The sequence below is a fragment of the Mycobacterium sp. 852002-10029_SCH5224772 genome, assembly GCF_001667315.1.
In the GTDB taxonomy this organism is placed as follows: domain Bacteria; phylum Actinomycetota; class Actinomycetes; order Mycobacteriales; family Mycobacteriaceae; genus Mycobacterium.
In genome coordinates, this window is the sequence record NZ_LZHT01000029.1 from 1 (window position 1) to 26,831 (window position 26,831).

The following is a 26,831-nucleotide window of genomic DNA, read 5'->3' on the forward strand; positions in this document are numbered from 1 at the left end:
GCAGGCCACCGGGATCGCGCGCATAGCTCGCGGTCACCCGGTAGGTCGCCCCGGTCTGACGGGTGCCGATCGCGACCACGTCCACGTCGGCGACCTCGACGGCCGCGCCGCGCTCACTGAGCGCGGCCGACAACCAGGCCGGGGTCACGTCGCCGGGGTAACGCGGTATCGACAGCACAGCACCCATAAGCAGCACGCCTCCTGTACGCAGACAGCTCGGTCCGACTGACAAACTGTAAGGCATACCGCAAGAGTTGCGGTGAACCGCGGTCCGCTAATCGGCCAGAATGCGCCATTCGGCGGCTTCGTGCTGCTGCCGCCAGAATTCGTCGAAACGACCGCCCGCAGCGAGCAATTCGTCAACCGTTCCGTCTTCGGCCACCCGGCCGCCGTCGACGAACAGGACGCGGTCGGCGTGACTGATGCTGGCCAGTCGGTGCGCGACGATCACCTGCGTGCGCGATTGCGGGTCGGCGGTGAGCGCGTCGACCACGGCGGCCTCGTTCTCGGTGTCCAGAGCGCTGGTCGCCTCGTCTACCAGCAGTATCGGTGCGGGTTTGAGCAAGGCGCGGGCGATGCTGACGCGTTGGCGTTCACCACCGGAGAGCGCCGAGCCGGCTTCGCCGACGACGCTCTCGGCGCCGTCGGGCAGCCTTTCGACGAGCTCGTCGACGCGGGCGAGCGCCACCGCCCGCGCGAACCGGTCATCGCCGGCGCCGGGATCTCCCGCGAACACGTTGTCGCGGATCGACCCGTGGAACAGGTAGGGATGCTGGAACACGACGCTGCTCGCCGCGCGCCGGGCTTCGGCGTCCAGCGTCGCGGCGTCGACACCGTCGATCAGCACCCGGCCCCGGGTGGGCTCGTGCAGGCCGGCGATCAGCGCCAGGATGGTGCTCTTGCCGGACCCGGACGGTCCGACGATCGCCGTCGTGCTTCCCGGCTCCAACGAGAAGCTCACCCCGTCGAGCACCAGGTCGGTGGCGCCACCGACAGCTGGGTAACGGAACACCACGTCGTCGAATTCGATACGCGGGGCCGCGTCGCCCGCCAGCGTCGCGGCGCCCGCGTTCATCAGCGGGGCGGTGAGCACCGAGCGGATGTTGTCGAGCGTCGCGCGGGTGCTCTCCAGCGCCGGCCCCAGCTCGCTGATGGTGGTGAACGGCTCGAGGTAGCGCACGATGACGACGATCAGCGCGATGGCCTCGGGCACCGACAGCGTTCCGTTCACGGTCAGCGCGGTGGCCGCCCCGGCCAGCAGGATCAGCGCCAGCTGACTGGCGAGGCTGAACAGCAGCTGACCCGGCACCTGCATGGACAGCAGGCGCATGGTCGCGCCGTGCTGGGCCGCCAGCGCATCGCCGACCAGGCTCCTGGCCGGTTCCACGCGTCGCGCGGCGCGCAACGCCTGCTGGGTTCGGGCGAACTCGATGATCCGCTCGGTGAGCGCGCTATTGGCTTCGGCAGCAGTGGAATCGGCGCGACGCGCCAGACGTGCCGACGCCCACAGCGCGCCCAGCATCAGGGGCAGGCCGCCCAGGGCGGCGAGGCCCAGCTGCCAGGAGACCGGCACCAGGACCACCGCGATGGCGGCGGGCAGCAGCACGGCCGAGATCAGCGGTGTGAGCAGGTTGACGACGAGACCGACGAGTTCCGGGCCGGTCGCCGCGATCGCTTGCCGCGCCGTCGCGGTGTGCCCGGCGGTGAACCAATCCAGCCGCACGCCGGGCAGCCGGTCCGCCACGTCATGCTGGCTGTTGTCCAGCACCGCGAAACCCAGGTTGAATCCGATACGCGCCGTTGCGGTGTCGATTACCCAGCCGGTCACGGTGGCCGCGGTAAGCCAGCCCAGCCAGACCAGCGCACGCTGCGGCGCATCACTGAACAACGCGCCCACCAAGGGGACCAAAAGGACGGTGGCCACCGCCCGCACCACCACGGAGATCAGCGCCAGCGCCGTGTAGGCGACGACCCGGTTGCGGCGATCGGCCGGGACCAGACTCAACCACGTGCGGATCATCGGGCACCCTCGCCGGCCGCACCGGCGGACACCTGGTCGCGGCGGCCGCCCTCCCACAGGCGTCGGTACCGGCCGTCGGCCGCCAGCAACTCGTCGTGGGTGCCGCGTTCCACGATGCGGCCGTGGTCAAGCACGACGATCTGGTGGGCCCGGGTGACGGTGTGCAATCGGTGGGCGATCACCAGCACGGTGCGGTCCTGCGTCAAACGGTTGAGCGCTTGCTGCACAAGGTATTCCGATTCCGGGTCGGCGAACGCGGTGGCCTCGTCCAGGATGAGAACCCCCGTGTCGGCCAGGATCGCGCGGGCGATGGTGAGCCGTTGGCGTTCGCCGCCCGACAGCCCGCTTCCGGCGCCCAGCATGGTGTCGTAGCCGTCCGGCAGTCGCATGATGCGGTCGTGGATCTGGGCCTCGCGCGCCGCGTGTTCGATTTGCGCGGGGGTGGCATCGGGGACGGCGAGCGCGATGTTTTCCGCCACGGTGCCGTGCACCAATTGCGTTTCCTGCAGCACGAATCCCACTTGGGCGTAGAGCTGGTCGGCGGTCATCGACCGAATGTCCTGTCCCCCAACGTGTATCGAGCCCTGATCGACGTCGTGGAACCGGGCCAGCAGGGCGGCCAGTGTCGACTTGCCGGATCCCGACGGGCCGACCAACGCGGTGACCGTGCCTGGCCGCAAGGTCAGCGACACGTCGTGGATAACCGGAACGCCGGAGCGGTAGCCGAAACCGACGTTGTCGAACACCACCGCCCTCGACGACTCCGCGTTGGGTTCGTCGTGGTCGCGCACGTCGAGTTCGGGTTCGTCGAGCGTGTTCTGCAGGCGCCGCGCGGCCAACATGCCGGCGCGGATGCCGCCGAGGCCGTAGGCGATGCCGAGCAGGCGTGCGCCGAAGGTGGTGCCCAGCAACAGGAACGGCAGCAGGTTCACCGGATCCATCCGGTCCCCGACGACGAGCAGGGTGCCGGTGGCCGCGATGAGCCACAGGAACGTCGAAGGACGGGTGACAAGGTCCATGAAGGTCTTCTTGCCGGCCAGCGGGCGCTGCCAGGCGACCAGGAAACCGACGTATTCGTCCAGGCGGCGCCGGAAGGTGGATGCGGCGGCCCCGCCGAAGACGCGAATCACCGGCTGGCCTTCCAGGTACGCGCCGGCCTCGCCGCTCATCGTCTCGGCCCAGCGCTGCGACTGCGGGATGCGCGGGCCCGACTGAATCGTGAGTGACGACGTCAGCACCAGGTAAACCAGGACGGGCGCGAACAACACCAACGCCACCCGCCAGTCGACAACGAACAGATACACCAGCACCGCAACCGGCGCGACGGCCGCAGCGACCGCGTCCGGGATGGCGTGGGTGACCAGGTAGTGCAGAGACAGCGTGTCGTCTTGCAGGAGTTGCTTGATCGAACCCGACCCGCGTGCGGTGAACCAGCCCAGCGGTAGCCGAGACAGCTTGCGCAACAACCCGGAACGTAAATCACGGGCGAAGCGCGCGTCGACCACATGGAGCCAGAGTGTGAGGGCGGCACCGAGCAACGCCCCCAGGCCCAGTAGCGACACCGCGGCGATGCCGATGTTCCACAGCCGGGAGGCGGGCGCCCCGGATACCAGCAGCCGGGCCAGCTCGACCAGCAGCACGAACGGCGCCAGCTGCACCAGCGTGATCACCGCCTGCAATACGCCCGACAGGATCAGCGCCGAGCGCAGCGGCGCGAGCAGTCGGCCGGCGCCCTGGGCACGCCAGTTTCCGCGAGACACCGGGGCGGGCGGCGCGTCGGATACCTGTTGAACAGACTCCAGCTGCGCCGCAACGTCTTCCGCGGAGACGGTGGGCGCGACGCTGTCGGATCCCTCGGGCTCGTCACCGCGGCGGGTGCCCATCGCGCGCCCGGCGCTCCAGTAGGCCTGGGCGTGCACCTCGGATTTGGGAAAGCCGAACTCGTCGCGCAGCCGCGTTCGCACCTGCTTGAGCGTCGTGGCCTCCGGGGTCGCCCACGCATACCAGTCAGACCAGTCCCGGCTCTCGATCGCGGCGGCAAGGGACTTCTCGTCCTGGCGGGCAACCCAGTGCAACCGCAGCCGCGGATGCTGCGCGATCGGGATCAACGTGTCGTTGTCGTCGTGCTTTTCGAGGTACATCTCGATCGGGACGTCGTCGGGGACGACGCCGATGATCCCGTTCATTCCCGGGATGGACGCCGAGTCACCGATGAGCAGATATCCGGCGGGCTGCTCGTCGGGCACGTCGAATCGCGATGAGCCCATGAGCGCCATCACCGCGATGGTGGCTCCGGGCTGTACGGTGCGCGCCCATGACGACGCCGGGCCGGCGGGATCGTGCAGCACGATGTCGACCGCGAAGCGTCCGGTCGCAACGTCTGCCTCCGAAATCGTGTACGCGCGCTGAAATTCCGTCTTCGAGCCGTCCGGGTCCGGGAACCAGAACCGCAGCCATGCGGCCGGTTCGGCATCCACATCTTCGAAGAGCGTGGGCGACGTCATGCGTACCCGCACGAAGTGCGGTGCGATCCGGACGGTTTCGATCACCGTGGCGTTGTGGTCGCGCGCGCCGAAGCTGCGCAACATCACGCCGGAGAATCCGCGCGCCATTAGCGGTCCTTTCTCGCGGCGCAGCCCCGGATCGGTGCGGCCGCCAAGGACCGCTCAAGCGCTGAAATCGACACCTGCCACAACCCCATCTGGGCGGCACCCCGCCGCTAATCACCGGCCAGCCGGTCACGACTTGGTACGTTACCCCCACAAACTAAGGGTTGCCTTACCATAGGTCAACTCGGTGCCTGTCCAGAGTTCGCGCCCGTCAGTAGCCTGGGAGATATGAGCGGTGAATCGGCGGCACCCGTCCTGCTTTACGACGGGGTGTGCGGCGTGTGCAACCACTCGGTGCGCACGATCCTTCGTGCCGACCCCACCGGCCCCCTGCGCTTCGCAGCGCTGGAGAGTGTCTTCGCCAAGGTCATCGTCGAGCGGCACCCGGAGATCGGCGGCGTCGACTCGGTGGTGTTTGTCGATGACCCGGGCGGGCCGTCGGAACGGGTGGCGGTCCGATCCGCGGCCGTGCTGCGCGTGGCGGATTACCTTGGCGGACCGTGGCGGCTGCTCAAGGTCGCCGGCGTCATCCCGGCTCCGCTGCGCGACTGGCTCTACGACCGGTTCGCCGCGATCCGCTATCGGGTGTTCGGCAAGTACGACAGCTGTCCGCTGCCGCCGCCGGAGGTGCGCGCCCGCTTCGTCGAGGACTGACGGGCGTTGAAATCAGTGCGGGCGGAGGGACTCGAACCCTCACGCTCTCTCGAGCACCGGCACCTAAAGCCGGCATGTCTGCCAATTCCATCACGCCCGCTGCGTGGCGATCGTATCGCTTGCGACATCGCCAACTTGTTGGCGACGGGCGCTCGTTGACGAGCGGTACGGTCAAGGGGTGTCCACTACACACCGTCGCAGACCCGCGCTGATCGCGCTGGTGATCGTCGCGGCGTGCGGCTGCCTGGCCCTGGGCTGGTGGCAGTGGACCAGGTTCCAATCCGTCTCCGGCTCGTTTCAGAACCTCGGCTATGCGTTGCAGTGGCCGCTGTTCGCGTGGTTCTGCGTGTACGCGTACCGCAAATTCGTCCGCTATGAAGAGGAACCGCCCCAGCCGCGCAGCACCGGTTCGATGACGGAGATCCCCACCGGGCTGCTGCCCGAACGACCCAAGCCCACACCGCAGGCACCCGATGACCCGGCGCTGCGGGAGTACAACAACTACCTGGCCGAGCTCGCCGCGCAAGATGCCGAAAAGCAGAAGAGGACAACCGCATGACCACACCGGAGACGCCCAGAGGATCGGTGCCCGCCCTGCCCGCCGACAAGATCCGCACCGCCTTGCTCGGCTACCGGATCATGGCGTGGACGACGGGTCTGTGGCTCATCGCGCTGTGCTACGAGATCGTCTCCCACCTGGTCTTCGACCATGAGATCCGGTGGATCGAAGTGGTCCACGGCTGGGTGTATTTCATCTACGTGTTGACCGCGTTCAACCTGGCGGTCAAGGTGCGCTGGCCGATCGGCAAGACGATCGGCGTGCTGCTGTCCGGCACGATTCCGCTGCTCGGCATCATCGTCGAACACTTCCAAACGCGGGACGTCAAAGCCCAATTCGGCTTGTAAGCCACATCCGCCACACGCGTCTCTCCCGGGGACGACAACCGCAATGCCCACCTTCGCGCGACAACGCGAGCGGGGTCGCCAACAGTCGCTGTGAGGCGGGCACTTCGCCCATCACCCCGCGCCGCGACTGGTGTGACAACTGTTGCCAATGCGTCGCGAGGTACCGGGGTTCAGCCCTCGGACCGGGCCAGGGCTTCGAGCGCCGGCAACAGCAGCCGCAGCGCGCGCCCGCGATGCGAGACGGCGTCCTTGTCCGCCGGGCTGAGCTCGGCGGCCGTGCGGTCTTGCCCGCTGGGCACGAAGACCGGGTCGTAGCCGAAGCCACCGTCGCCGCGGGGTTCGCGGGCGATGCTGCCGGGCCACTCGCCCCGGACGACGACCTCACCGGAAGCCGACACCAGTGCGCACGCGGACACGAAGGCCGCACCGCGCCGCTCGTCGGGCACGTCGCGCAATTGCGCCAACAGCAACGCGGTGTTGCCGGCGTCGTCGCCGTGGCTACCCGACCAGCGCGCCGACAGCACACCGGGCATGCCGTTGAGCGCGGCCACCTCCAGCCCGGAATCGTCTGCCACGCTTGGCAATCCGCTCGCGGTGAATGCGTCACGCGCCTTGGCCAACGCGTTCTCCTCGAACACCGCGCCCGTCTCCGGCCCCTCCTCGAACGGGGCCACATCGTCGAGCGACACCAACGTCAATCCCGTCAGGCCGGCGGCATCGAGCACCCGGCGCAACTCGGCCAGCTTCTTCGGGTTGCGGCTGGCGACCAACAGGCGCGTGCGCGTCAGCTGCCGAACGCTTTCGGCGCCCGAGCCCCCTCGGGGAGCGCACCGGGGTACGGGAGTTGCAGCGCCTCGCGCTGGGCGGCGAACAACTTGTCGCAGGCGGCCAGCGCCACGTCGAGCAGTTTGTCCAAGGTCGAACGCGGGAAGGTCGCCCCCTCGCCGGTTCCCTGAACCTCGACGAGGGTCCCGGTGTCGGTGGCGACGACGTTCATGTCCACCTCGGCGCGGGCGTCCTCCTCGTAGGGCAGGTCCACCCGGACCCTGCCGTCGACCACGCCGACGCTGACCGCCGCGATGGCGCACGACAACGGCCGGGGATCCGACAGCTTCCCCGCCGCCCCGAGATAGGTCACCGCATCGGTCAGCGCCACGAACGCGCCCGTGATGGCCGCGGTGCGGGTGCCGCCGTCGGCCTGCAGGACGTCACAATCGACGGCAATTGTGTTCTCCCCCAACGCCGCAAGGTCGATGCACGCCCGCAGCGATCGCCCGATCAGCCGGCTGATCTCCTGGGTGCGCCCCGACAGCCGGCCCTTCACCGATTCGCGGTCCGAGCGCGTGTGGGTCGCCGACGGCAACATCGCGTACTCCGCGGTCAGCCAACCCAGCCCCGAGCCCTTGCGCCAGCGCGGCACGCCCTCGGTCACGCTGGCGGTGCACATGACCTTGGTGTGGCCGAATTCGATCAGGACCGAACCGGCGGGGTGGTCGGTGAAACCGCGGGTGATGACCACGGGCCGAAGCTCGTCGTCAAGGCGGCCGTCTTCTCGTCTCGTCACCCGAGCAACACTAGCCAACCCTAACGGGGTGCGCTCAGACCCTCTCGGAGCGGCAGATATCGAACGTCTCACCGCACACGACCGCGTGCACGGGACCATCGAACTCGGCCTTGGCCTCGCTGATCACGTCCTCGCGGGAGGTCCACGGCGGAATGTGCGTCAGCAGCAATTCGCGAACCCCGGCCTCGGCCGCGGCCCGGCCGGCTTCGGTCCCCGAGAGATGCAGCGCGGGCGGCCGGTCCGCCGCGTGCGTCCAAGAGGCCTCGCAGAGAAACACATCGGCATCGCTGGCCAACTCGACGAGCTGATCGCAGACGCCGGTGTCACCGCTATAAACGAACGACGCGCCGGACGGGTCGGTGATCCGCAAGCCGTAGGACTCGGTCGGATGAGCCACCACCCGCGGCGTCACGGTCAGCGCCCCGATCGTCACCGGCTCACCGTCGGCCCAGTGGCGAACGTCGAAGATGTCGGAGCAATCGTCGATCTCGCCGCCGTAGGGTGACGACGCCGCGCCCAACCGCGACCACGTGTCGCCCGGGCCGTAGAGCAACGCCTTACCGATCGGGCGCGCCGGATGATAGCGCCGCCATACGAACAGCCCGGGCAAATCCAGACAATGGTCGGCGTGCAGATGCGACAAGAGCACGTGCACGGAGCCGGGATCGGCGTAACGTTGCAGCGCGCCGAGAACGCCCCCGCCGAAGTCGATGACCAGTGGCGGAGTGTCCGGTGCCCGGAGCAGATAACCCGACGCGGGCGAGTCCGGACCCACCACGCTGCCCGAGCAGCCGAGCACGGTTATTCGCACGGACACCACTGTGCCATGCCCGATGGGACCGTGACGAAAACATCGCCGCATTGGTGTGACGAGAATCTCGCCCGGCCGTCAATCACTGCGCACCCGTTGAACGGGCTGGACTCCGGACACGGCGGGACCCAGGAATCGCGCCGCCAATGTGGTGAATGCGTCGGGGTCCCCGGTGGCTTCAAAGACCCGGGTCGCGGGCGCCGCATCGTGGGGGCGAAGCAAGTCCCGTTCGGTGAGCACCCGAAGCACTTCCTTGGCGGTTTCCTCCGCACTGGACACCAGCGTCACGTGCTCACCCATCGCCAATTGGATGAGGCCCGACAACAACGGGTAGTGCGTGCACCCGAGCACGAGGGTGTCGACCTGCGCGCGCTGCAGCGGCTCCAGGTATCCCTCGGCGAGTCCGAGCACCTGACGCCCACTGGTCACGCCGCGTTCGACGAAGTCGACGAACCGCGGGCAGGCCACCGCGGTGATCTCGGTGTCGCGGGCGGCGGCGAACGCGTCCTGGTAGGCGTGCGAGTTGATGGTCGCCTGGGTGCCGATGACGCCGATGCGTCCGTTGCGCGTGGTGGCGACCGCGCGACGCACCGCGGGCAGGATCACCTCGACCACGGGCACGCCGTAGCGTTCGCGAGCGTCGCGCAGGCAGGCCGCGGATGCCGTGTTGCAGGCGATGACCAACGCCTTGACGCCCCGGCCGACGAGGTCGTCCCCGATGGCCAACGCGTGGGCACGGACCTCGGGGATGGTCAGCGGGCCGTAGGGCCCGTGGGCGGTGTCGCCGACGTAGACGATGTCCTCGTCGGGCAGCTGGTCGATGATCGCCCGCGCGACGGTAAGTCCCCCGACACCGGAGTCGAAGACCCCGACGGGCGCCAGCGGTGAGCTCATGTCTTGGGGCGCGGCGACGCGGCGCCGGCCGTCCTTCCCGCCCGGGCCTTACGTTCCGGCGCGGACAACAGATAGGCGGCCACGACGCCGGCGACCGCTCCGCACAGGTGTCCCTGCCAGGACACGCCACCGCAGAGGCCGAGCACCGGCATGGCGCCGAGCAGTACGCCGCCGTAGGCGAACATCACGACCAGCCCGATGATGATGTTGGACACCCGGCGGACGAATATCCCGAACACCAGCAAGAAGGCCAGCCAGCCGAAAATCAGGCCGGAAGCCCCGATGTGGTCGGTGGGGCCGCAGCTGCTGCCGACGTCGCCGATGAGCCAGGTTCCGAAGCCGCCCAGGATCCACACGATCGCGGTCGCCCAGACGAACCGGGACAGCCCCGCCAGCGTCATGAGGAATCCCAGGACAAGCAGGGGCACGGTGTTGGCCATCAGGTGTTCCCAGCCCGCGTGCAACAGCGGGGCGAAGACGATGCCCCACAGGCCGTCGACCTCCAGCGGGCGAATGCCGTTGGCGTCCAGCGAATGCCGGGTCATCTGGTCGATCAGCTCGACGAGGTAGAGCAACACGACGAAGGTGAGGATCGTGGCGGCGCCCACCATCGGAGTGGACCGCTTCTTCACCTGGGCGACCGGCACCCTCGGAGCGGTCTTACCCATGGCTGCCCTTCCAGCGCGTTTCCAGCATCCTCAAGGCTACCGGCGCGGCGCTCGGCGGATTTCTCATCGGCCGAACACGCCGGGCAGCACGCCGCGGTAGCTCGGTATTCCGGCGATCGATTCGGCGGCCAGCACACCGCCCAGCACCGCTTGCGCCAAGCAATCGGCCGCGGCGACACCGACCTCGGTGACCAGGCGCGTCTCCGGGGAGAACGCGGCCGGTGGTGGTGTTGAACCAGCCGGGGGATCGACCTCCACCGCCCCGGTCGCCAGGACGAACACCGTGTCCCCGTCGACCGGCGTGTGCGCCGGCCGGATGCTGCGCGCCAGGCCGTCGTGGGCCGAGATGGCCACCCGCCGACACGCTGCCGGACTCAGCGCGGCGTCGGTGGCCACCACCGCGATGACGGTGTTCAGGGGATTGTCCAGCGGGTCCGACGCGGAGGGCAACCGGGCGAACGCGTCGACCTGCTCGGGCGGCGGTGCCTGCAGGCCGAACTGCCGGATCAAATCCGCCATCCACGGCAAACCGGTCGCCCGGTCGACAACCTCGCCCGCGCAGTTCACCACGGCCAACGCGCCGACGGTCACACCGCTGGGCAGCGCCGCCGAGGCCGTCCCGACCCCGCCCTTGAGCGTTCCGGCCCGGGCCCCCACCCCGGCGCCGACGTTCCCGACGCCCATCGCCGCGCCGTCGCCGCCTTGTTGCAAGGCGGCCACACAGGCCAGGTAGCCGAACTCGTCCGTCGGGCGGCAGTGCCAGCCGCCGACCGGCAGATCGAAAATCACCGCTCCCGGCACGATGGGCACCACTCCCTCGCCCATCGCCACGCCCCGTTCCTGTTCTTCCAGCCAGCGCATCACACCGTCGGCGGCGGCCAGGCCGTAGGCACTGCCGCCGGCCAGCAACACCGCGTCCACGAACCGCACGGTGTTGGCCGGGTCCAGCAGGTCGGTCTCCCGGGTGCCGGGCGCACCGCCGCGGCAATCGACCGCGCCGACCGTCCCCGGTGGCGGGAGCACCACGGTGACACCGCAGGCCCAGCCGGCGCCCAGGGAAGCGTCGGGATCCAGTCGTTGGTAGTGGCCCACGCGGATCCCACCGACGTCGGTGATGGCGCCCATCGCGATCACCGGGATCCCATGAGCACCAACACCAGGTACTCCTGCAGGACGGTCAGCCATTGATACACGTCGAAGTGCACGGCCAGTGGATGATCGTCCGGCAGCCGCTCGGGGCCCTCCGGCCCGACCTCGAGCATGACCCCCAACGTCAGCCGGAGGTCATTGACCGCCGCGATCCAACAGTTTGCGTCTTCCTCGCTCAGCTCGAACCGGCCACCAGCCTCGGGGACCGTGCTCAGTAACCGCTGTGCCGCAACGCGTTTGGCGTCGACGATACCGGGCTCGTGCAGACTGCGTAATGCGGCGTTCAGGCTGACGGCGTCATCGGGAGGCGGGCCGTCGTTGTCGTCGTTTCGGTAGAAGTCGGGCAGCAACCGGCGCAGGGTGGGATCCTTCGGCGGTTCGGCGTTGCCGGTCTTGATTCCGGTGATTTCCTCGAGTTCGTCTGCCGGCGAAGAAGATTCACGCTCGTCGAGCAAGCCGAGCATGGCGGTGGCCAAATTTTTGAGCAGGGCCGCCTCATGGGACGCCAAGCTGGACCGAAAACGGGGACCGTCAGCGGTCTCGACCCGCCTCCATTTGCGCACAGGGAATCGCCAGCGCCTCGAGTGTCAGCGGTCCTGCTGCAGCGTCGCCCACAAACCGGCGGCGTGCAGCTTGGACACATCGACTTCCATGGACTCCCGGCTGCCGGCGGACACCACGGCCTTTCCCTCGTTGTGCACCTGCAGCATCAGCTTGGTGGCATGCGGCTCGCTGTAGCCGAACAGCTTCTGGAACACGTAGGTCACGTAGGTCATCAGGTTGACCGGGTCATCCCAGACGATCGTGACCCAGGGACTCGCCGTGACCTCGACCGGTGCGGACTCGCGTTGTCCTGTAGTGCCCGGCTTAGTGGGCGCTGACATAACAACCATGGCCTATACGATACCGAGGGATCCGCGACGTTTCCGAGCCCAGCGGGCAGCCGATACCGTTATGGCATGAACGAGCCGGTCGTCGCTGGGCTGCTGACCGACAAGTACGAGTTGACGATGCTGGCGGCGGCGCTGCGGGACGGCAGCGCCAATCGCCGGACCACCTTCGAACTTTTTGCCCGCCGGCTTCCCGAGGGGCGCCGTTACGGCGTGGTCGCCGGCACCGGTCGGCTGCTCGAGGTGCTGCCGCAGTTCACCTTCGACGACGAGGCGTGCGAGTCGCTGGGGCAATTCCTCGACCCAGACACGTTGCGGTACTTGCGCGATTTTCGGTTCGGCGGCGACATCGACGGCTACGCGGAGGGCGAGCTGTACTTCCCCGGCTCCCCGGTGCTGTCGGTGACGGGGACGTTCGCCGAATGCGTGGTGCTCGAAACCTTGGCGCTGTCGATCTTCAATCACGACACGGCGGTCGCGTCCGCGGCCGCGCGAATGGTGAGTGCGGCCAGGGGACGCCCACTGATCGAGATGGGGTCACGGCGAACCCACGAACAAGGGGCGGTCGCCGCGGCCCGCGCCGCCTACATCGCCGGCTTCGCCGCGTCCTCCAACCTCGCGGCTCAGCGCTGCTACGGAATACCGGCCGAGGGGACGTCCGCGCACGCGTTCACCATGCTGCACGCGCGGGCCGACACCCCCGCGGAATCGACCGAATTGGCGGCCTTTCGGGCGCAGGTTGACGCGCTCGGTGTCGACACCACCCTGCTGGTGGACACGTATGACGTGACGACCGGCGTCGCCAACGCCGTGGCCGCCGCCGGCACCGGGCTCGGCGCGGTGCGCATCGACTCCGGCGAGCTGGGCGTGCTGGCCCGCCAGGTGCGCCACCAGCTCGACGAGCTGGGGGCCACCCAGACCCGCATCGTGGTCTCCGGTGATCTCGACGAGTTCTCCATCGCCGCGTTGGCCGCCGAGCCGGTGGACAGTTACGGCGTCGGCACGTCGCTGGTGACGGGCTCGGGCGCGCCGACGGCCAACATGGTCTACAAACTCGTCGAGGTGGACGGCCTGGCGGTGCAGAAGCGCAGCAGCCACAAGGAATCCCACGGCGGGCACAAAGAGGCGCTACGCACCTCGCGCAGCTCCGGCATCATCACCGAGGAGATCCTGTACCCGGCCGGTCATCAGCCCGACGTCGGTGAACCGGCCCGGGTGCTGACCATCCCGTTGGTGCGCGGGGGGGATCTGGTGTCCAAACCGAACCTCGCCGCGGCGCGCGAGCTGGTAGCTTCCGGGCTGCGCAGTCTGCCGTGGGAGGGGTTGAACTTGTCGCACGGCGAACCCGCGGTCACGACAACGCAGATCCGGGCCTGACCGAGGGAGTGACCACGTCCGACGTGTCCGTGTCCGAGCTGCTGGCCACCGCGGTGGGCGCGCTCGGTGGCAGTGAACGCAGCGGCCAACAGCAGATGGCCGACGCGGTGGCGCAGGCCTTCGCCACCGACGAGCACCTCGTCGTGCAGGCCGGCACCGGCACCGGCAAGTCGCTCGCCTACTTGGTGCCCGCGATCGTGCACGCCCTGAGCGACGACTCCCCCGTCGTCGTGTCGACGGCCACCATCGCCCTGCAACGCCAGCTCGTCGATCGCGATCTGCCCCGCCTCATCGATGCGCTGGCCGGCGCGCTGCCGCGCCGCCCACAGTTCGCGCTACTCAAAGGTCGACGAAACTACCTGTGCTTGAACAAGATTCACAACGGCGGGGCCACCGACGGTGACGACGCCGACGGCCGGCCGCAAGAGGAACTCTTCAACCCCATGGCGGTCAGCGCTTTGGGCCGCGACGTGCAACGGCTCACCGAGTGGGCGTCGACCACCGAAACCGGCGACCGCGACGATTTGAAGCCCGGTGTCCCCGACCGATCCTGGTCGCAGGTCAGCGTTTCCGCGCGCGAATGCCTCGGGGTGGCCCGCTGCCCGTTCGGCACCGAGTGCTTCTCCGAGCGGGCCAGGGGCCTGGCCGGTCGCGCCGACGTGGTCGTCACCAACCACGCGCTACTGGCCATCGACGCGGTGGCCGAATCCGCGGTGTTGCCCGAGCACGCGCTGCTGGTGGTCGACGAGGCGCACGAGTTGGTGGACCGGGTGACCTCGGTGGCCACCGCGGAGCTGACGTCGGCCGCGCTCGGGGTGGCCTCGCGGCGGATCAGCCGGTTGGTGAGCCCGGAGCTGATCCAGCGCCTCGATGCGACGACGGCCAACTTCGCCGCGGCCATCCACGACGGCGCCCCCGGCCGCATCGATCGCCTCGACGACGACATGGCGACATACCTGACCGCGCTGCGCGACGTGGCGAGCGCGGCGCGGTCCGCGATCGACACCACGAACGACGCCAAGGCGGCGTCGGCGCGCGCCGAAGCGGTCGCCGCGCTCAGCGAGATTTCGGAGACCGCGTCGCGGGTGCTCGCGTCGTTCGGGCCGGCCATCCCCGACCGCACCGACGTGGTGTGGCTGGAACACGAGGAGAACCGGGGTTCGCCGCGCCCGGTGCTGCGGGTGGCCCCGCTGTCGGTCGCCGGCCTGCTGCGGCAGCGCGTGTTCTCGCGTTCGACAGTGGTGTTGACATCGGCGACGCTGACGATCGGTGGCTCTTTCGACGCCATGGCCGCGGCGTGGGGCCTGACCGCCGCTACGAACGGCGACGGCGACGCACGATGGCGCGGCCTGGACGTGGGGTCGCCGTTTCAGCACGCCAAGGCCGGGATCCTGTACGTGGCCGCGCACCTGCCGCCACCCGGGCGCGACGGCGTCGGCTCGGCCGAACAGCAGACCGAGATCGCCGAGCTCATCACCGCCGCCGACGGCCGCACCCTGGGGCTGTTCTCGTCGATGCGGGCGGCCCGCGCGGCCGCGGAGGCCATGCGCGAACGACTGTCGACGCCGGTGTTGTGCCAGGGCGACGACAGTACGTCGGCGCTGGTCGAGCAGTTCAGCGCCGAGCCGCAGACCTCACTGTTCGGCACCCTGTCGCTGTGGCAGGGCGTCGATGTGCCGGGGCCGTCGCTGTCGTTGGTGCTGATCGACCGCATCCCGTTTCCGCGCCCGGACGATCCCCTGCTGGGCGCGCGGCAGCGCGCGGTCGCCGCGCGCGGCGGCAACGGCTTCATGGCCGTCGCGGCCAGCCATGCCGCGTTGCTGCTGGCGCAGGGCTCGGGTCGGCTGCTGCGCCGCGTCACCGACCGAGGGGTGGTGGCGGTGCTCGACTCGCGCATGGTCACCGCCGGCTACGGCGGCTACCTGCGGGCTTCGTTGCCGCCGTTCTGGCAGACCACCAACGGGGCGCAGGTGCGCGAGGCGCTGCAGCGGCTGCGCAGCGCGGCGGACGCGCAAGAAGACCTGCCGGCCTGAGGGGTTCGCCGCTAGCGGGCCAGGGTGACCAGACCGAGTTCGTTGCTGGCGGCCAGCATCGGATGGTGGGGCAGCACGCGCACGGTGTAACCGACCGATCCCGCCAGCGGCAGCGGCGTTGTCGTCGAGAACACCTGGTTGCCGCCCTCGGCGGTACCGGTGTACGCCATCTCGATGGTGACCGGTTCCAGCAGCGCATCGCTGGCGTCGACCCGGCCGATCACGGCCTGGACCGTGACCTCGTCGGGCGACAGCCCGGCGAGCTGCACGGTGGCGGTCAGGGTCAGCTTGGAGCCAAGCACCGGACTGTCCGGCAGGCCGGTGCTGTCGACGTCGGTGATCACGATCTTCGGCCATGCCTCGGACACGCGCCGGCGATAGGCGGCCAGCTCGCGAGCGGCGCCGAACTGACCGCCGCCTGCCGCGCCGTCGGCGGGCGCGATCGTCTTGCGCAGCGATTGCGCCGCGGGCGTGTAGTACTGCTCGACGTAGTCGCGCACCATGCGGGAAGCCAGGACCTTCGGGCCGAGTGTCTGCACGGTGTGGCGCACCATGGCGATCCACCGTGGCGGCACCCCGTGTTCGTCACGCTCGTAGAACTTCGGTGCCACGGACTCTTCCAGCAACTTGTAGAGCGCGCTGGACTCCAGGTCGTCGCGGCGCGCCTCGTCGGTCACACCGTCGGCAGACGGTATCTCCCAACCATTTTCGCCGTCGTACCATTCGTCCCACCAGCCATCGCGGATGGACAGGTTCAGCCCGCCGTTGAGTGCGCTCTTCATTCCCGAAGTGCCGCAGGCCTCCAACGGCCGCAGCGGGTTGTTCAACCAGACGTCGCAGCCCCAATACAGCAGCCGCGCCATCGACATGTCGTAGTCGGGCAAAAACGCGATGCGGTGCCGCACCTCGGGCCGGTCGGCGAAGCGCACCACCTGCTGGATCAACGCTTTGCCCCCGTCGTCGGCCGGGTGTGACTTACCGGCGACGATCAGCTGGATCGGCCGCTCGTCGTCCAGCAGCAGCTGCTCCAGCCGGTGGGGGTCACGCAGCATCAACGTCAACCGCTTGTACGTCGGCACCCGCCGGGCGAACCCGATGGTCAGCACTTCTGGATCGAAAGCCGTTGCGATCCAACCTAATTCGGCGTCCGAGGCGCCGCGTTCCAGCCATGAGCGGCGCAGCCGGCGGCGGACGTCGTCGACCAGCAGCGACCTCAATTGCGAGCGAATCCACCACAGGTGGCCGGCATCGACCTGCTGGAGGCGCAGCCACACCCCGGGATCGCTGAAGGAATCCGACCCTGCCAGCTCACGGCCCAGCTGCAGCCATTGCGGCGCCGCCCAGGTGCGCGCGTGGACGCCGTTGGTGATCGACCCGATCGGCACCTCGCGCCTGTCGAATCCGGGCCACAGCTCGTTGAACATGGCCCGGCTCACCCGGCCGTGCAGCGACGACACCCCGTTGGCCCGTTGGGCCAGCCGCAGCCCCATGTGGGCCATGTTGAATTTGGTCGGGTCGTCCTCGGCCCCGAGCGCCAGGATGCGCGCCGTCGGTACCCCCGGCAGCAATGCGGGCGCCCGGGTGGCATCGGCCGTCGCGCTCTGCTGGCCGGATTCCGACTCGTCGCCGACATGGTCATCGAAATACAGCCGCACCATGTCGACCGGGAACCGGTCGATGCCGGCGGGTACCGGGGTGTGGGTGGTGAACACGGTGCTGGAGCGCACGACCGTCAGCGCGGTGTCGAAGTCCAACCCCGGACCGGTCATCAGCTCACGAATGCGTTCCGCGCCGAGGAACCCCGCGTGCCCCTCGTTCATGTGGAACACCTCGGGCGCGGGCAGGCCATGGATGGCGGTGTAGGCGCGGATCGCCCGCACCCCGCCGATGCCGGCCAGGATCTCCTGCCTCATCCGGTGTTCCTGATCGCCGCCGTACAGGCGGTCGGTGACACCGCGCAGATCATGCTCGTTCTCGGGGACGTCGGAATCGAGCAACAGCAGCGGGACCCTGCCGACCTGCGCAACCCAGATCCGGGCGTGCAACTGCGCGGAGTCCGGCAGCGTCAGTTCAACCAGGGCGGGATCGCCGCTGGCATCGGTCAGCAGCCGCAACGGCAGCCCCTGCGGGTCCAGCGACGGGTAGGTCTCGTGCTGCCAGCCGTCGGCGGTCAATGACTGGCGGAAGTAGCCGGAGCGGTAGTAAAGGCCCACCGCCACCAGCGGCACACCCAGGTCCGATGCGGACTTCAGGTGGTCACCGGCGAGGATTCCCAGGCCACCGGAGTAGTTGGGCAGCACTTCGGCGATGCCGAACTCCATCGAGAAGTAGGCGACGGTGGCGGGCATGGCTCGCCCGTGTTCCGAACCCTGTTCCTGCTGTTGCTGGTACCACAGCGGACGGCTCAGGTAATCGTTCAGGTCGGCGGTCAACTCATCGAGGCGGCGAAGAAACGCCTCGTCGATCGCCAACTCGTCAAGCCGCGCCGGGTTGACCGCGCCCAGCAACGCCACCGGATCGCAGCCGCACCGCTGCCACAGGTCCGGGTCGATGGTCGCGAAAAAATCTCGGGTCGGCCTGTCCCACGACCATCGCAGGTTGGTCGACAGCTGGTCCAGCGCGGTCAGACGCTCGGGAAGATGAGCACGGACGGTAAACCGGCGGAGGGCTTTCACGCGTCCCTACCTTACTGAGGATTCCGGCCGGCGCACGACGGCGGGAAAGACCGCTTTCCGCAGCGGGGTGTGACCGAAGACTAGGGTGGGTATCGGTTAGTTATCGGGGTCGCAACGATGCTTCCCCGCACAGAAAGTTCCCCACGACAGGAAGTTTCCCGACGAGCGGCATTCCGCACGGAGCACACCGCCGGGTTGTCCGCGCACAATCGGAACGCTCCCGGTGACGATTGCGGCCCGCGAAGCGGGGCGCGGAGGAACCGGGCAAATCGGAACGGAGTGGTGGTGCCCGGTCGTGTCGAGATCGATAACGTCCAGCCGGTAGTTTCCTGTGGCGCGTTTCCCGCGAAAGCTGTGGTCGGCGAAGTCGTGCCGGTCAGCGCCGCGGTATGGCGCGAAGGCCACGAGGCCGTCGCGGCAACGCTGGTCGTGCGCTACCTCGGGCCGGGCTATCCGCAAGTAACGGAGACTCGCCGCGTCAAAGCGGTTCAGGCCCCGGCAAAGCCGGTCACCGATCGCGACGGCAGGGTCGACCAGCAACGGATCAAGCCGCTGTCGCTGCCGATGTCGATGGGCCTGGAACCCTATGTGTTCCACGGCCAGTTCACCCCCGACCAGGTCGGGCTGTGGACTTTCCGCGTCGACGGGTGGGGCGACCCGATTCACTCCTGGCGGCATGGGCTGGTCGCCAAACTGGACGCCGGTCAGGGCGAGAAGGAACTGTCCAACGACCTTCTGGTCGGCGCCGGGTTGTTCGAGCGCGCCGCGACGGAGGTGCCACGCCCCCGGCGCGAACCGCTGCTGGCCGCCGCCGCCGCGCTGCGCACACCGGGCGACCCGGTCACCCGGACCGCGCTGGCGCTGGGAGCGGAGATCGAAGAAATCCTGGCGGACCACCCGCTGCGCGATTTCGTCACCCGGGGCGAGCAGTACAGCGTCTGGGTGGACCGGCCGCTGGCCCGGTTCGGCTCCTGGTATGAGATGTTTCCCCGCTCGACCGGCGGATGGGACGCCGACGGCAACCCCGTGCACGGCACCTTCGCCACGGCGACCGCCGCGCTTCCGCGCATCGCAGCGATGGGGTTCGACGTCGTCTACCTGCCGCCGATCCATCCGATCGGCAAGGTACATCGCAAGGGGCGCAACAACTCCCCCACCGCCGCTCCCGGAGATGTGGGGTCTCCCTGGGCGATCGGCAGCGACGAGGGCGGCCACGACGCCGTCCACCCGGATCTGGGCACCATCGAGGATTTCGACGGCTTCGTCGCCGCGACACGCGAATTGGGCATGGAGGTGGCGCTGGATCTGGCGTTGCAATGCGCACCGGATCATCCGTGGGCGCGTAACCACCGCAGCTGGTTCACCGAATTGCCCGACGGCACCATCGCCTATGCGGAGAACCCACCGAAGAAGTACCAGGACATCTATCCGATCAACTTCGACAACGACCCGGCCGGCCTGTATGACGAGGTGCTGCGCGTGGTCCGGCACTGGATGGACCACGGCGTCAAGTTCTTTCGCGTCGACAACCCGCACACCAAACCGCCGGACTTCTGGGCGTGGTTGATCGCCGCGGTCAAGGCGATCGATCCCGATGTGCTGTTTCTGTCCGAAGCCTTCACCCCGCCGGCCCGCCAGTACGGACTGGCAAAACTGGGATTCACGCAGTCGTACAGCTACTTCACCTGGCGCACGGCGAAGTGGGAACTGACCGAATTCGGTAACGACATCGCCGCCCTCGCCGACTTCCGCCGACCCAACCTGTTCGTCAACACCCCCGACATCCTGCACGCCATCTTGCAGCACAACGGGCCCGGGATGTTCGCCATCCGTGCGGTGCTGGCCGCGACCATGGGACCGGCCTGGGGTGTGTACTCGGGGTACGAACTGTTTGAGCACCGTGCCGTGCGCGAGGGCAGCGAGGAGTACCTGGACTCGGAGAAGTACGAATTGCGGCCGCGCGATTTCGCGGGCGCACTCGCCGAAGGAAGGTCGCTCGAGCCATTCATCGCGCAGCTCAACGCGATTCGGCGACTACATCCCGCGCTGCAGCAGCTGCGCAACATCCATTTCCACAACGTGGACAGCGACGCGTTGCTCGCCTACAGCAAGTTCGATCCGGCGACCGGTGACTGCGTGTTGGTGGTGGTGACGCTCAACGCTTTCGGTCCCGAGGAAGCGACGCTGTTTTTAGATATGGCCGCACTGGGTATGGAGCCTTACGAGCGCTTTTGGGTGCGCGACGAGATCACCAGCCAGGAATTCCAATGGGGGCAAGCCAATTACGTTCGCATCGATCCCGGGCGGGCGGTCGCGCACATCATCAACATGCCGCTCGTGCCGCATGACGCCCGAATGGCGCTGCTGCGCAGGCATTGAGACACGACATGAAACGGACCGGAGGTGAAAGGGACATGAGCCAAGCCGACCAACTCGCTCGGACGCACCTGGCGCCCGATCCTGCCGATCTGTCGCGCCTGGTCGCTGGCACGCACCACAACCCGCACAACATTCTGGGAGCTCACGAATACGGCGACCACACCGTCATTCGGGCGTACCGGCCACACGCGGCCGAAGTCGTCGCGCTCGTCGGCGAGGACCGCTTCCCGATGCAGCATATCGAATCCGGCCTGTTCGCCGTGGTGCTGCCGTTCACCAACCTGATCGACTACCGGCTACGGATCACCTATGAGGGTGCCGACCCGTACGTCGTCGCCGACGCTTACCGCTTCTTGCCCACCCTGGGCGAGGTTGATCTTCATCTGTTCGCCGAAGGCCGCCACGAGCGGCTTTGGGAAGTCCTTGGCGCCCATCCTCGCTCGTTCACCACGGCCGACGGCGTCGTGAACGGGGTGTCGTTTGCGGTGTGGGCGCCCAACGCCAAGGGCGTCACCCTGATCGGTGAGTTCAACGGCTGGACCGGGAACGAAGCCCCGATGCGGGTGTTGGGCTCCACAGGTGTGTGGGAGCTGTTTTGGCCCGGCTTCCCGCTCGAGGGCCTCTACAAGTTCCGCGTCCACGGCGCCGACGGCGTCGTAACCGAGCGCGCCGACCCCATGGCCTTTGCCACCGAGGTGCCGCCGCACACGGCCTCCCGGGTGACCCGCAGCAGGTACACCTGGGAAGACGCCGACTGGATGACACAGCGCGCCGGGCGCAACCCGGTGTTCGAGCCGATGAGCACCTACGAGGTGCACCTGGGTTCATGGCGGCCCGGGCTCAACTACCGTCAGTTGGCCCGCGAGCTGACGGATTACGTCGCGGAGCACGGATTCACCCACGTCGAACTGCTGCCCGTGGCCGAGCATCCGTTCGCCGGGTCCTGGGGATACCAGGTCACGTCGTACTACGCCCCGACGTCGCGATTCGGCACACCCGACGAATTCCGGGCCTTGGTCGACGCGCTGCACCAAGCCGGTATCGGCGTGCTCGTGGACTGGGTGCCGGCGCACTTCCCGAAGGACGCGTGGGCGCTGGCACGCTTCGACGGCACCCCGCTCTATGAACATTCCGACCCTCAGCGCGGCGAGCAACTCGACTGGGGCACTTACGTTTTCGACTTCGGCCGCCGTGAGGTGCGCAACTTCCTGGTGGCCAACGCCCTGTTCTGGCTCGAAGAGTTCCACATCGACGGCCTACGGGTGGACGCGGTGGCGTCCATGTTGTACCTGGACTACTCGCGGCCCGAAGGTGGCTGGACACCCAACATCTACGGCGGTCGAGAAAACCTCGAAGCGGTGCAGTTCCTGCAGGAGCTGAACGCCACGGCCCACAAGGCCGCCCCGGGCATCGTCACCATCGCCGAGGAGTCGACCTCGTGGCCCGGGGTTACCCGACCGACAAACCTTGGCGGCCTGGGCTTCTCGATGAAGTGGAACATGGGCTGGATGCATGACACGCTCGACTACATCAGCCGCGATCCGATCTATCGCAGCTACCACCACCACGAGATGACGTTCTCGATGCTCTACGCGTTCAGCGAGAATTACGTGCTGCCGATCAGCCATGACGAGGTGGTCCACGGCAAGGGAACGCTGTGGGGACGGATGCCGGGCAACAATCACATCAAAGCCGCGGGGCTGCGCAGCCTGCTGGCCTACCAGTGGGCGCACCCGGGCAAGCAATTGTTGTTCATGGGCCAGGAATTCGGCCAGCGCGCCGAGTGGTCCGAAGAGCGCGGCCTGGATTGGTGGCAGCTCGACGAGCAGGGATTCTCCAACGGGATCCTGCGCATGGTGCGCGACATCAACGACGTCTACCGCAGCCACCCCGCGCTGTGGAGCCAAGACACCGTTCCCGATGGCTACTCCTGGATCGACGCCAACGACTCGGGCAACAACGTCTTGAGCTTCCTGCGTTACGGCAAGGACGGCTCGGTGATGGCGTGCGTGTTCAATTTCGCCGGCGCCGAGCATGGCGGATACCGGCTGGGCCTGCCGTCGGCCGGCCGCTGGCGCGAGGTGCTCAACACCGACGCAACCATCTACAACGGTTCGGGAATCGGCAACATGGGCGGTGTCGACGCCACCGACGACCCGTGGCATGGGCGACCGGCCTCGGCGGTGCTGGTGTTGCCGCCCACGTCGGCTCTGTGGCTGGAACCCGAGTAGGGCTGATTACCGCGCCGAACGTGGACTCGTTGCGCGGTTTCGGCGCTGTGCGCCCCGACAACTCGACGTTCGTGGAGCTGAATTCGCGTCAGTAGAGCGCGTTGGCGAGGTTGCGCCGTCCGACGACGACCTCCGGGTCGGCCGGGTCGAAAAGTTCGAACAGCTCGACCAGGCGAGTGCGCACCAGGGCGCGGTCGTCGCCGGATGTGCTGCGCACCAAGGCAATCAGGCGCTCAAACGCGGCGGCGACCTCCTGGTTGAGGATTTGCACGTCGGCGGCCGCGAGGGCGGCTTCGATGTCGCCCGGCGCGGCGTCGGCCACAGCGATGGCGTCCGGGCGTTGCGCGGTCGCGCGCGTCAGGAAGTCGATTTGCCGGATCGCGCCCTTGGCCTCCACGCTGGCCGGATTGGCGTCCAGGATCGACTGATACGACGCCTTGGCGGCCTCGAAGTCGCCGTCCTCCAGCTGCTGGCGGGCCGCGGCCAGCTCGGGGTCGACGACATCGGGCTCCGCGGAACCCGTTGCGCCCCTGAGCTTCCCGGCTGTCGCGGAAAGGATTTGGTCCAGCCAGCCGCGCAACTGCTCGGGGGGCTGCACGCCTTGGAAACTCGAGATCGGCTGCCCGGCCGCGAGCGCCACCACGGTCGGGACCGCATCGACACCGAAGATCTGCGCGACCCTTGGCGCGACATCGACGTTGACGGTCGCCAGCGACCACTTGCCGTTGTCCTGGCCGGACAGCACGGACAGCGTGTCGAGGAGCTGGACGCATGCGTCGCTGCGCGGCGACCACAGCAGCACGACGACCGGCACTTCCTCAGACCGGAGCAGAACCTCGGCTTCGAAGTTGGCCTCGGTGACCGTGGTGATGCCGGCACCGCCGTCGGCGGGCGCCGGCGGTGGTCCCCCGGCAGCGCCGCCTGCCGGCTGGGCGCGCTGCTTGAGACCGGACAGATCGACAGCACCGGTCAGTGCGGGGCCGATGGGGGGTCGCGGACGCGTCACGCCGTCAAGTTTGTCATGCGCGAGGGCTACCGCTCCACCCGGTGGTTGCAGTGCTCAGGCGTGCGGTCGGCGAGGCCAAAAACCACTTCAAAAAAAGGGCGTGATCGGCCGATATGACGAAGATCACACTAGTTCCCCCCGTTTCCCTCCCCAGCAACGTCGCGGGGAAGGCCCAATCGCTGGCTAACTTGCCCGCAGGATCAGGGCGTCACCCTGTCCGCCGGCCCCGCACAGCGCGGCGACGGCGTACCCGGAGCCCTTCCGGGCCAGTTCGAGGGCCGCATGCAGCGTGATTCGCGCTCCCGACATCCCGATGGGATGCCCGACGGCGATCGCACCGCCGTTGACGTTGACGATGTCGGGATTCAGGCCGAGTTCGCGGGTCGAGGCCAGCGCCACCGCCGCAAACGCCTCGTTGATCTCGACGACATCGAGTTGGTCTACGGAGATGCCCTCGCGGTCGATCGCCTTCTTGATCGCGTTGGCCGGCTGCGACTGCAGGGTGGAGTCCGGCCCGGCCACCACGCCGTGCGCACCGATCTCGGCCAGCCAGCTCAGCCCCAGCTCCTGCGCCTTGGCTTTGCTCATCACCACCACCGCGGCCGCGCCGTCGGAGATCTGGGAGGCCGAACCCGCGGTGATGGTGCCATCCCGGCGAAATGCCGGCTTGAGGCCGGCCAGCGACTCCCCGGTGGTGTTGGCGCGGATGCCTTCGTCCTCGGTGAACTGAAGCGGATCACCCTTGCGCTGCGGGATTTGGACCGGCACCACCTCGTCGGTGAAGACGCCGTCCTTCCACGCCGCGGCCGCCTTCCGATGCGAACCCGCAGCGAACTCGTCCTGCTCCTGGCGGGTGAATTTGTCGACGTCGTTGCGCTGCTCGGTGAGCGCGCCCATCGGCTGGTCGGTGAACACGTCGTGCAGACCGTCGTAGGCCATGTGGTCCAAGACCGTGACGTCGCCGTACTTGTAGCCCGACCGGCTGTCCATCAGCAGGTGGGGCGCCTTCGACATGGACTCCTGACCGCCGGCCACCACCACATCGAACTCCCCGGCGCGAATGAGCTGGTCAGCCAGCGCGATGGAGTCGATACCGGACAAACACATCTTGTTGATCGTCAGCGACGGCACATCCCAGCCGATGCCGGCCGCCACGGCCGCCTGGCGCGCCGGCATCTGACCGGCCCCGGCCGTCAGCACCTGGCCCATGATCACGTAGTCGACCGCCGACGCAGGCACGTTCGCCTTCTCCAGCGCGCCGGCGATCGCGATGGCACCCAGATCGCTGCCCGAAAAATCCTTCAGCGAACCCATCAGCTTGCCGATGGGGGTCCGTGCTCCAGCAACGATCACCGACGTCGTCATGATTCTCTCCTCAGGCCTACTAGCGCGCCCTGGATGGCCCTTTCGACCTCCCGGAGAAGCGCAATCTTTGCCGTCAGGTTACCGTTATGTGATGACGACCGATCAAGTTGACGCCCGTCAGATCCTGGCCACCTCGCTGGTAACGGCGATCGATCACGTCGGCATCGCGGTCGCCGACCTGGACGCCGCCATCACCTGGTACCACGACCACCTCGGCATGATCCTGGTGCACGAGGAAGTCAACGAGGAGCAGGGAATCCGCGAGGCCATGCTGGCAGTGCGGGGTGCCCCGGCGGGCACCGCACAGATCCAGTTGATGGCCCCGATCGACGACTCCTCGACGATCGCGAAGTTCCTCGACAAGCGCGGACCGGGCATCCAGCAGATGGCCGTTCGGGTCAGCGACCTCGACACCATGGTCGAGCGGCTGCGCGAGCAGGGCGTGCGGTTGATCTACGAGGCACCGCGTCGCGGCACGGCAAACTCCCGGATCAACTTCATCCACCCCAAGGACGGCGGCGGAGTTCTGATCGAGCTCGTCGAACCGGCCGCCTGAGAGCCGACACTCAAGACCACCTCCTGGTGGGACCGCGGGTTGCGCGGTGCGCCCAGCACGGCGTGTGCCAATGCCGGCGGTCCTCGACGTGACCCGCGCCGCCCCCGAACGCCGATTCGATCGGCCACACCACCAGATGTGCTGAGCCGGAGCGGATTTCGTGATCACACCCGGGGCACCGATAGGTCTTGACCGCACGGGCCGCCGCAACGGGACGAACCTCGTACTTGTGGCCGTCGGGCCCGACCTCTACCCGGCGCAGCGCCGGCGGCGGCGCTGACGGCCGCTGGCGACGTGGCGGTGTGCGGCGCCGAGGCATGCGATCAGTCTAGTGACGAGCCTTCAAAACAGCCGGTACTCGTCGCTGTCCATGCCGCGCATCTTGTCGTAATCTAGTGTCACACAACGGATCCCACGATCGACGGCGAGGGTGCGCGCCTGCGGCTTGATTTGCTGAGCCGCGAAGATCCCTTGCACCGGCGCCAGCAGGCTGTCGCGGTTGAGCAGCTCGAGGTAGCGCGTGAGCTGCTCAACACCGTCGATCTCGCCGCGCCGCTTGATTTCCACCGCCACCGAGCCACCGCGTTCGTCACGGCACAGTAGATCGACGGGCCCGATGGCGGTCATGTACTCGCGGCGTACCAGGCTGTACCCCTCGCCCAACAGTTGCACGTGCTCGGCAAGCAGCGCCTGCAGGTGCGCTTCGACACCGTCCTTGACCAGCCCCGGGTCGACGCCGAGATCATGGCTGGAGTCGTGCTCGATCTCCTCGACGGTGATGCGCAGTTGTTCGCCCGCCTTGTTCTCGACGACCCACACCGGCGCCGGATCGCCGGCCTGTTCGCTCAGCCAGCAGGGCGGGCTCATCCAGTTCAGCGGTTTGTAGGCACGGTCGTCGGCATGCACGCTGACCGATCCATCTGCCTTGAACAGCAACAGCCTGCGCGCGGAGGGCAGGTGCGCGGTGAGCCGGCCGACATAGTCAACGGTGCACTGAGCGATCACTAGACGCACCCGACTCACCTTAGAGCGTGGCCGACAAAT

General features: G+C 68.2%; 23 protein-coding genes, 1 tRNA gene and 1 pseudogene. 8 read left to right on the forward strand and 17 right to left on the reverse strand.

Going from position 1 to position 26,831, the window contains the following annotated elements; translation table 11 throughout:
- The 3 genes and pseudogenes from A5775_RS06985 to A5775_RS06995 form a co-directional block, all read right to left on the reverse strand.
- Positions 1-187: pseudogene (locus tag A5775_RS06985) on the reverse strand (aminoglycoside phosphotransferase); the annotation flags it as partial.
- An 87-nt stretch (positions 188-274) separates the two neighbouring features.
- Positions 275-2,020: an ABC transporter ATP-binding protein gene (locus A5775_RS06990; RefSeq protein ID WP_067249750.1), complete on the reverse strand. Its 1,746-nt coding sequence runs from the start codon at positions 2,018-2,020 to the stop codon at positions 275-277.
- Positions 2,017-4,632: an ABC transporter ATP-binding protein/permease gene (locus A5775_RS06995; RefSeq protein WP_067249753.1), complete on the reverse strand. Its 2,616-nt coding sequence runs from the start codon at positions 4,630-4,632 to the stop codon at positions 2,017-2,019. Before A5775_RS06995 ends, A5775_RS06990 begins: the two co-directional genes overlap by 4 nt.
- Positions 4,633-4,857: 225 nt before the next feature.
- On the opposite strand from A5775_RS06995, the gene A5775_RS07000 reads away from it, so the two are divergent.
- Positions 4,858-5,283, forward strand: coding sequence for a thiol-disulfide oxidoreductase DCC family protein (locus A5775_RS07000; protein ID WP_067249757.1), 426 nt, complete (start codon positions 4,858-4,860; stop codon positions 5,281-5,283).
- A 16-nt stretch (positions 5,284-5,299) separates the two neighbouring features.
- On the opposite strand, the gene A5775_RS07005 is transcribed toward A5775_RS07000, so the two are convergent.
- Positions 5,300-5,383 (reverse strand) — tRNA-Leu (locus tag A5775_RS07005).
- Positions 5,384-5,461: 78 nt separating this feature from the next.
- On the opposite strand from A5775_RS07005, the gene A5775_RS07010 reads away from it, so the two are divergent.
- Complete coding sequence (locus tag A5775_RS07010; protein ID WP_067249760.1) at positions 5,462-5,842, forward strand: hypothetical protein; 381 nt, start codon at positions 5,462-5,464, stop codon at positions 5,840-5,842.
- Positions 5,839-6,189, forward strand: coding sequence for a DUF3817 domain-containing protein (locus A5775_RS07015; RefSeq protein ID WP_067249763.1), 351 nt, complete (start codon positions 5,839-5,841; stop codon positions 6,187-6,189). The genes A5775_RS07010 and A5775_RS07015 overlap by 4 nt, the downstream gene beginning before the upstream one ends.
- 170 nt (positions 6,190-6,359) lie before the next feature.
- Here A5775_RS07015 and rdgB read toward each other — a convergent pair whose 3' ends face one another.
- From rdgB to clpS, 8 genes are all read right to left on the reverse strand, one after another.
- Positions 6,360-6,977 carry an RdgB/HAM1 family non-canonical purine NTP pyrophosphatase gene (gene rdgB, locus A5775_RS07020; protein ID WP_156660600.1) on the reverse strand — a complete coding sequence of 206 codons (618 nt, stop codon included), beginning with the start codon at positions 6,975-6,977 and terminating at the stop codon, positions 6,360-6,362.
- A complete protein-coding gene (rph, locus tag A5775_RS07025; RefSeq protein ID WP_067249766.1) occupies positions 6,974-7,753 on the reverse strand; it encodes a ribonuclease PH in 780 nt (259 codons plus the stop codon). The genes rdgB and rph overlap by 4 nt, the downstream gene beginning before the upstream one ends.
- A 34-nt stretch (positions 7,754-7,787) precedes the next feature.
- Positions 7,788-8,570: a cyclic nucleotide-degrading phosphodiesterase gene (locus tag A5775_RS07030; RefSeq protein ID WP_067250017.1), complete on the reverse strand. Its 783-nt coding sequence runs from the start codon at positions 8,568-8,570 to the stop codon at positions 7,788-7,790.
- 72 nt (positions 8,571-8,642) lie between these two features.
- On the reverse strand, positions 8,643-9,458 hold the full coding sequence (gene murI, locus A5775_RS07035; protein ID WP_067249769.1) for a glutamate racemase: 816 nt from the start codon (positions 9,456-9,458) through the stop codon (positions 8,643-8,645).
- Positions 9,455-10,126, reverse strand: coding sequence for a rhomboid family intramembrane serine protease (locus A5775_RS07040; RefSeq protein WP_067249772.1), 672 nt, complete (start codon positions 10,124-10,126; stop codon positions 9,455-9,457). The genes murI and A5775_RS07040 overlap by 4 nt, the downstream gene beginning before the upstream one ends.
- Before the next feature lie 63 nt (positions 10,127-10,189).
- Complete coding sequence (locus tag A5775_RS07045; RefSeq protein ID WP_067250020.1) at positions 10,190-11,251, reverse strand: P1 family peptidase; 1,062 nt, start codon at positions 11,249-11,251, stop codon at positions 10,190-10,192.
- A 5-nt stretch (positions 11,252-11,256) separates the two neighbouring features.
- Complete coding sequence (locus A5775_RS07050) at positions 11,257-11,838, reverse strand: DUF2017 domain-containing protein (protein ID WP_067249775.1); 582 nt, start codon at positions 11,836-11,838, stop codon at positions 11,257-11,259.
- Positions 11,839-11,862: 24 nt separating this feature from the next.
- Positions 11,863-12,168, reverse strand: coding sequence for an ATP-dependent Clp protease adapter ClpS (clpS, locus tag A5775_RS07055; protein WP_055404466.1), 306 nt, complete (start codon positions 12,166-12,168; stop codon positions 11,863-11,865).
- Between the two features lie 66 nt (positions 12,169-12,234).
- Here clpS and A5775_RS07060 point away from each other — a divergent pair, with 66 nt between their 5' ends.
- Together A5775_RS07060 and A5775_RS07065 are read left to right on the forward strand one after the other, a co-directional pair.
- Positions 12,235-13,542, forward strand: coding sequence for a nicotinate phosphoribosyltransferase (locus A5775_RS07060; protein ID WP_067249779.1), 1,308 nt, complete (start codon positions 12,235-12,237; stop codon positions 13,540-13,542).
- Positions 13,543-13,550: 8 nt separating this feature from the next.
- Positions 13,551-15,575, forward strand: coding sequence for an ATP-dependent DNA helicase (locus A5775_RS07065; protein WP_067249783.1), 2,025 nt, complete (start codon positions 13,551-13,553; stop codon positions 15,573-15,575).
- Between the two features lie 11 nt (positions 15,576-15,586).
- Here the strand turns inward: A5775_RS07065 and glgP are convergent, their stop codons facing one another.
- On the reverse strand, positions 15,587-18,250 hold the full coding sequence (glgP, locus tag A5775_RS07070) for an alpha-glucan family phosphorylase (protein ID WP_067249787.1): 2,664 nt from the start codon (positions 18,248-18,250) through the stop codon (positions 15,587-15,589).
- A 285-nt stretch (positions 18,251-18,535) separates the two neighbouring features.
- On the opposite strand from glgP, the gene A5775_RS07075 reads away from it, so the two are divergent.
- Both A5775_RS07075 and glgB read left to right on the forward strand, forming a co-directional pair.
- Complete coding sequence (locus tag A5775_RS07075) at positions 18,536-20,629, forward strand: alpha-1,4-glucan--maltose-1-phosphate maltosyltransferase (RefSeq protein ID WP_231995129.1); 2,094 nt, start codon at positions 18,536-18,538, stop codon at positions 20,627-20,629.
- 35 nt (positions 20,630-20,664) lie between these two features.
- A complete protein-coding gene (gene glgB / locus A5775_RS07080; protein WP_067249792.1) occupies positions 20,665-22,860 on the forward strand; it encodes a 1,4-alpha-glucan branching protein GlgB in 2,196 nt (731 codons plus the stop codon).
- 88 nt (positions 22,861-22,948) lie between these two features.
- Here the strand turns inward: glgB and A5775_RS07085 are convergent, their stop codons facing one another.
- Together A5775_RS07085 and A5775_RS07090 are read right to left on the reverse strand one after the other, a co-directional pair.
- Positions 22,949-23,866, reverse strand: coding sequence for a tetratricopeptide repeat protein (locus A5775_RS07085; protein ID WP_067249796.1), 918 nt, complete (start codon positions 23,864-23,866; stop codon positions 22,949-22,951).
- Positions 23,867-24,049: 183 nt separating this feature from the next.
- Entirely contained in the window at positions 24,050-25,231 is a 1,182-nt protein-coding gene (locus A5775_RS07090; protein WP_067249799.1) for an acetyl-CoA C-acetyltransferase, read from the reverse strand.
- 88 nt (positions 25,232-25,319) lie between these two features.
- Between A5775_RS07090 and mce the strand changes: the two genes are divergently transcribed.
- Positions 25,320-25,787 (forward strand): methylmalonyl-CoA epimerase, encoded by a 468-nt coding sequence (gene mce / locus A5775_RS07095; protein WP_082952909.1) that lies wholly within the window; start codon positions 25,320-25,322, stop codon positions 25,785-25,787.
- A 10-nt stretch (positions 25,788-25,797) separates the two neighbouring features.
- Here the strand turns inward: mce and A5775_RS24665 are convergent, their stop codons facing one another.
- Positions 25,798-26,106: a hypothetical protein gene (locus tag A5775_RS24665; protein WP_082952910.1), complete on the reverse strand. Its 309-nt coding sequence runs from the start codon at positions 26,104-26,106 to the stop codon at positions 25,798-25,800.
- Between the two features lie 23 nt (positions 26,107-26,129).
- The gene (nucS, locus tag A5775_RS07100; protein WP_067249805.1) at positions 26,130-26,801 is read right to left on the reverse strand and encodes an endonuclease NucS; all 672 of its coding nucleotides are present in this window, start codon (positions 26,799-26,801) and stop codon (positions 26,130-26,132) included.
- Between the last annotated feature and the right edge of the window lie 30 nt (positions 26,802-26,831).